This window comes from Mesorhizobium sp. B3-2-1, from assembly GCF_006439515.1.
Taxonomy (GTDB): Bacteria; Pseudomonadota; Alphaproteobacteria; order Rhizobiales; family Rhizobiaceae; genus Mesorhizobium.
Map to the genome: position 1 here is coordinate 1 of NZ_VFTI01000062.1, position 4959 is coordinate 4959.

The 4959-nt window shown below is 65.6% G+C and carries 2 protein-coding genes and 1 pseudogene; all 3 read left to right on the forward strand.

The window, feature by feature from the left end; all coding sequences use genetic code 11:
- Positions 1–1101, forward strand: a pseudogene (locus tag FJW08_RS32110) (hypothetical protein); the annotation flags it as partial.
- A gap of 611 nt (positions 1102–1712) precedes the next feature.
- Positions 1713–2594 (forward strand): DUF4347 domain-containing protein, encoded by an 882-nt coding sequence (locus FJW08_RS32115; protein WP_246682684.1) that lies wholly within the window; start codon positions 1713–1715, stop codon positions 2592–2594.
- Between the two features lie 61 nt (positions 2595–2655).
- The coding region (locus tag FJW08_RS32120) for a DUF4347 domain-containing protein (protein ID WP_246682685.1) at positions 2656–4959 on the forward strand (2304 nt) is incomplete at its 3' end.

Here is a 4959-nt window from a genome sequence, read left to right on the forward strand (position 1 = left end):
TCGACCGGAGCGACCGGTTCTACCGGAGCGACCGGTTCTACCGGAGCGACCGGTTCTACCGGAGCAACCGGCTCTACCGGGGCAACGGGTTCGACCGGCGCAACTGGCTCGACCGGCGCAACTGGCTCGACCGGAGCGACCGGTTCGACCGGAGCGACTGGCGCGACCGGAGCAACTGGCTCGACAGGTGCGACTGGTGCCACGGGCTCGACAGGTGCCACTGGCTCTACCGGTGCCACGGGCTCAACCGGTGCCACTGGCTCAACCGGCGCGACCGGCTCGACAGGTGCCACTGGTTCGACCGGAGCAACCGGCTCGACCGGTGCCACTGGAGCGACCGGCTCGACAGGAGCAACGGGTTCGACCGGTGCCACGGGTTCGACCGGCGCCACTGGCTCGACCGGAGCAACGGGTTCGACTGGAGCAACCGGCTCTACCGGTGCCACTGGCTCGACCGGAGCAACAGGCTCGACCGGAGCAACGGGTTCGACCGGAGCAACGGGTTCGACTGGAGCAACCGGCTCTACCGGAGCAACCGGCTCGACTGGAGCAACTGGCTCGACTGGAGCGACCGGCTCGACCGGAGCAACAGGCTCGCCTGGTCCGACAGGGGCGACCGGAGCGACCGGCCCAGGCGGTGAGACTGGTGACCATGGCCACGACCACGACCATGCCAATAACGGCCACGGTAACGGAGAACAGCCCGCGCCTGGTAATTCCGGCGACCATAACAATGCCGACAACGGCTCGCACCAGGGACAGGGCAACTCCGGCAACGGAAATGGCGGCCACAACGCCAACGTCACGGCCAGCACGCTGGGGCTGAAGGACTCGCCGCAATTCCTGCAGTCGAGTTCGACCGGCAGTGACCCCGGCGGTCATGCGTCGTTCCGCAACCTGGTTGGGCTTGCAGCCACGACAGTGACGACAGACCTGCTCAATGTCCTCAAGACGATTGGCGGATCTGGCAACGAGCACAACAAGCCGTCTGGGGCGAGCACGGATCTCACCTCGGACCAGACCAAGCCTGGCGCCGGCTACGCCAGCAACGACCACACCGTCAAGACATCCCTGAAGGATCTCTTGAAGCCGCATGAGTGAGCGGCGAATGGACCCGGCTGGTCCAGGTTGAGAACGAGCGCGCGGGCTTCGCTGGAAGCCCGCGCGCCGATCATTCTTCCTTGTCGGCTCGGGCAGGCCCCGCGGCGCCTGGATCGCCGATCGTGGTCAGCGCCAGCTGGCACTTCAGCAAGCTCCGCGGCCGGCCATGGCGGTAATTCGCAGCATTCGCAGCACCTGAAAGGAAGCCGGCAAGTCTTCGATTTTCAGGAACAATTCGCGCGAGTCCGACCCTCAAATATTGACCGAAGTCTGCTGCCTCGTTCTCGGCAATTTACCAATTCCCCGCTTAATAGTTTACAAATCGCTAATTTTCGAATTTACTAATATCTGGGTATGGCGGATGCCCGCGGATCGCACGGCCGGTGGCCGCAAGATCCGTGCAGGCGGGTTGGGCAGGGATCTGGGTAGCAAGGCAATTTCGCGCATGAAGAAGGTGCGTCTACAAGGCGCATCGTGACATGTCGCGTCTATGTCTGTCCTCGGCGGAAGGCAGACAGTTCCCCATTCCGGAGTTCACTCGCGAGTTGCCGTCGAAACATCGGCGGCACGGGCGATGGGAGTGGGTGGCTGTGAGTCAAGCGTTGTCGCGTATGCCCCGTGAGGGCATTGGTGCATTCCCGCGGTTCGACAGGCGCCGGCCGCTGCCGGACGCTGCGACTGATCGCCCGAATGCGCGGACCGATGCGCCCTCCGAACTCCTTTTTATCGATCCCTCCGTATCCGATCTCGGCACGATCCTCGCGAACCTGAGACCACGGGTCGAGGCGATCGTGCTCGACGCGTTGCGCCCGGCCGCACACCAGATGGCGCTGGCGCTCGAAGGCCGCGACGGCCTCGACGCCATGCACATCATCGCGCACGGCGCGCCAGGGCGGGTCTGCTTCGCGGCCGGCGAGTGGTCGGCCGAGACGCTGGATGACGATGCTGACGATCTCGCAGCGATAGGCCAGGCGCTGGGCGGATATGGCGAGCTGTTTCTTTGGAGCTGCGCGGCGGGTGCCGCGGAGGCCGGAACCAATTTTATCGATGCGCTGTCGCGCTCGGTGGGAGCGCCGGTGGCGGCCGCCGACGACCTGGTCGGCTCGCCGGCGCTCGGCGGCGACTGGAAACTGAACATACGCACAAGCAAGGCCGCGACGCGGCCGCCACTGACGGAGGTTGGAATGGGTATCTACGCGGGAATCCTCATCGCAGAGGTGATGGTCACCGGCACCTTGCCGGTCGGCAATATGGGCGGGCCGGTCACCTACTTCATCGTCGACACCGACCAGAAGGCCATCGTCGGCCAGGTCGTGCTGCCCGATGCCATGCCGCAGCCAACGCCTGTCTCCATGGCGGTCAAGGTGCCGAACGCCACGGCCGCGCTGGCGATCGGCACCTTCGACGCCGGCGGTGCCTTCCAGCCCTCGACAGTGCTGACCGTTGCTTCGCCTGCCAAGCCGACCGGAGCCGTGGGGTCGTCGTCAAGATGACCGCGCTTCTTCCCGCCATCTCTTCATTTGTCCAGCCGGCCATGCCGGCTTTTTCCGTGAGCTGAATTCGAGCCAAGAGGGACCTCGCATGGCCCGCATCTCCGAAATTCTCTTCGTCGACCCATCCGCGCCCGATCTGGGGACGATCCTCGGCAATCTGCGGCCTCGGGTCGAAGCGATCGTGCTGGACGGCCACCGGCCGGCCTCGCGCCAGATCGCCGAGGCGCTGGAGGGGCGGACGGAGCTGGAGGCGGTGCACATCATCGCCCACGGCTCGCCAGGGCGGGTGCATTTCAGCGCGGGCGCCTGGTCGATCGACACGCTGGACGATGCGGCGGGCGACCTGGCGGCGATCGGCAGGGCTTTGAGCGCTGACGGCGATCTCAGGCTGTGGAGCTGCGAGACGGGCAAGGATCGGACTGGCGAAGCCTTTGTCGAGGCGCTGGAGAATGCTACCGGCGCGGCGGTGAAGGCGGCTGAGGCAAAGATCGGGAATGCTTTATTTGGAGGTACTTGGAAGCTTACAGGGGGTAACAACCTTGATTCGTCAATCTATGCACCAATAACTCTAAATGGAATAGAAACTTTCTCTGCGATACTTAGCTCAGAACTTACAATTAACGGGACTATATCAACAAGCGGCGGATCAGCAACAAATAATACATTCTATCTAGTTGATAGCACAACCGGAACTATCGTAGGAAGCTTTACATTACCTTCCAAAGCACCTACTGGATTTACGAATTTTTCAACCACGTTCACGGTTCCAAACAGTACCGACACTTACGGAATTTATACTTATAATACAAATAACGGCAACATGAACCTCGTCGTTACGATCGCCGCGACGATGAGTGCCACATCGGGCGGGGACACCTTCTCCACTTCAGCATTTGCGAGCAACCAGGGTCCAACCGGTGCAACTGGCGCGACAGGTGCTACGGGTGCCACCGGCGCCACGGGTTCGACCGGCGCGACTGGCGCGACAGGTGCTACGGGTGCCACCGGCGCTACGGGTTCGACCGGCGCGACTGGCGCGACAGGTGCTACGGGTGCCACCGGCGCTACGGGTTCGACGGGCGCCACCGGCGCCACGGGTTCGACCGGCGCCGCCGGCGCGACGGGTGTTACGGGCGCCACAGGTTCGACGGGAGCAACCGGCGCCACAGGTGCGACCGGCGATACGGGTGCCACCGGCTCGTCTGGCGCAACCGGAGCCACGGGTGCGACCGGCGACACTGGTGCCACAGGCTCGACCGGGGCAACCGGAGCAACAGGCGCGACCGGCGATACCGGCGCGACGGGTTCGACCGGCGACACCGGGGCCACTGGCGCAACCGGCGATACCGGCGCCACGGGCTCGACTGGCGCAACCGGAGCCACAGGTGCGACCGGCGATACCGGCGCCACGGGCTCGACTGGCGCAACCGGAGCCACAGGTGCGACCGGCGACACGGGCGCGACGGGCTCGACCGGAGCAACCGGCGCTACGGGCGATACGGGTGCAACTGGCTCGACCGGTGCAACCGGAGCCACAGGTGCGACCGGCGACACCGGTGCAACCGGGGCCACTGGCGCAACCGGCGATACCGGCGCCACGGGCTCGACTGGCGCAACCGGAGCCACAGGTGCGACCGGCGACACGGGCGCGACGGGCTCGACCGGAGCAACCGGCGCGACCGGCGATACGGGTGCAACTGGCTCGACCGGAGCCACCGGAGCCACAGGTGCGACCGGCGATACTGGCTCCACGGGCTCAACTGGGGCAACCGGAGCCACGGGTGCGACCGGTGATACGGGCGCCACGGGCTCGACTGGAGCAACCGGAGCCACAGGTGCGACCGGCGATACCGGCGCCACAGGTTCGACTGGAGCAACCGGCGCCACAGGTTCGACAGGCGATACCGGCGCCACAGGTTCGACCGGAGCAACTGGAGCCACAGGCGCGACCGGCGATACTGGCGCCACAGGTTCGACCGGCGATACGGGTGCAACTGGAGCCACCGGTGCAACCGGTGATACTGGCGCCACAGGCTCGACTGGAGCCACAGGCGCGACCGGCGATACGGGCGCCACGGGTTCGACTGGTGCGACCGGCGACACTGGTGCCACAGGCTCGACTGGAGCAACCGGAGCCACAGGTGCGACCGGCGATACAGGCGCCACGGGTTCGACCGGAGCAACCGGAGCAACCGGAGCCACAGGTGCTACCGGCGATACCGGAGCCACAGGTTCGACTGGAGCCACAGGTGCGACGGGCGAAACGGGCGCCACAGGTGCGACCGGAGCAACCGGCGATACAGGCGCCACGGGTTCGACCGGAGCAACCGGAGCCACAGGAGCAACTGGCGAAACAGGCTCTACG

Bases quoted from the DNA above. Each gene is read 5' to 3' on its own strand.
- FJW08_RS32115 (WP_246682684.1), top strand. From the start codon at position 1,713: ATGCCCCGTGAGGGCATTGGTGCATTCCCGCGGTTCGACAGGCGCCGG.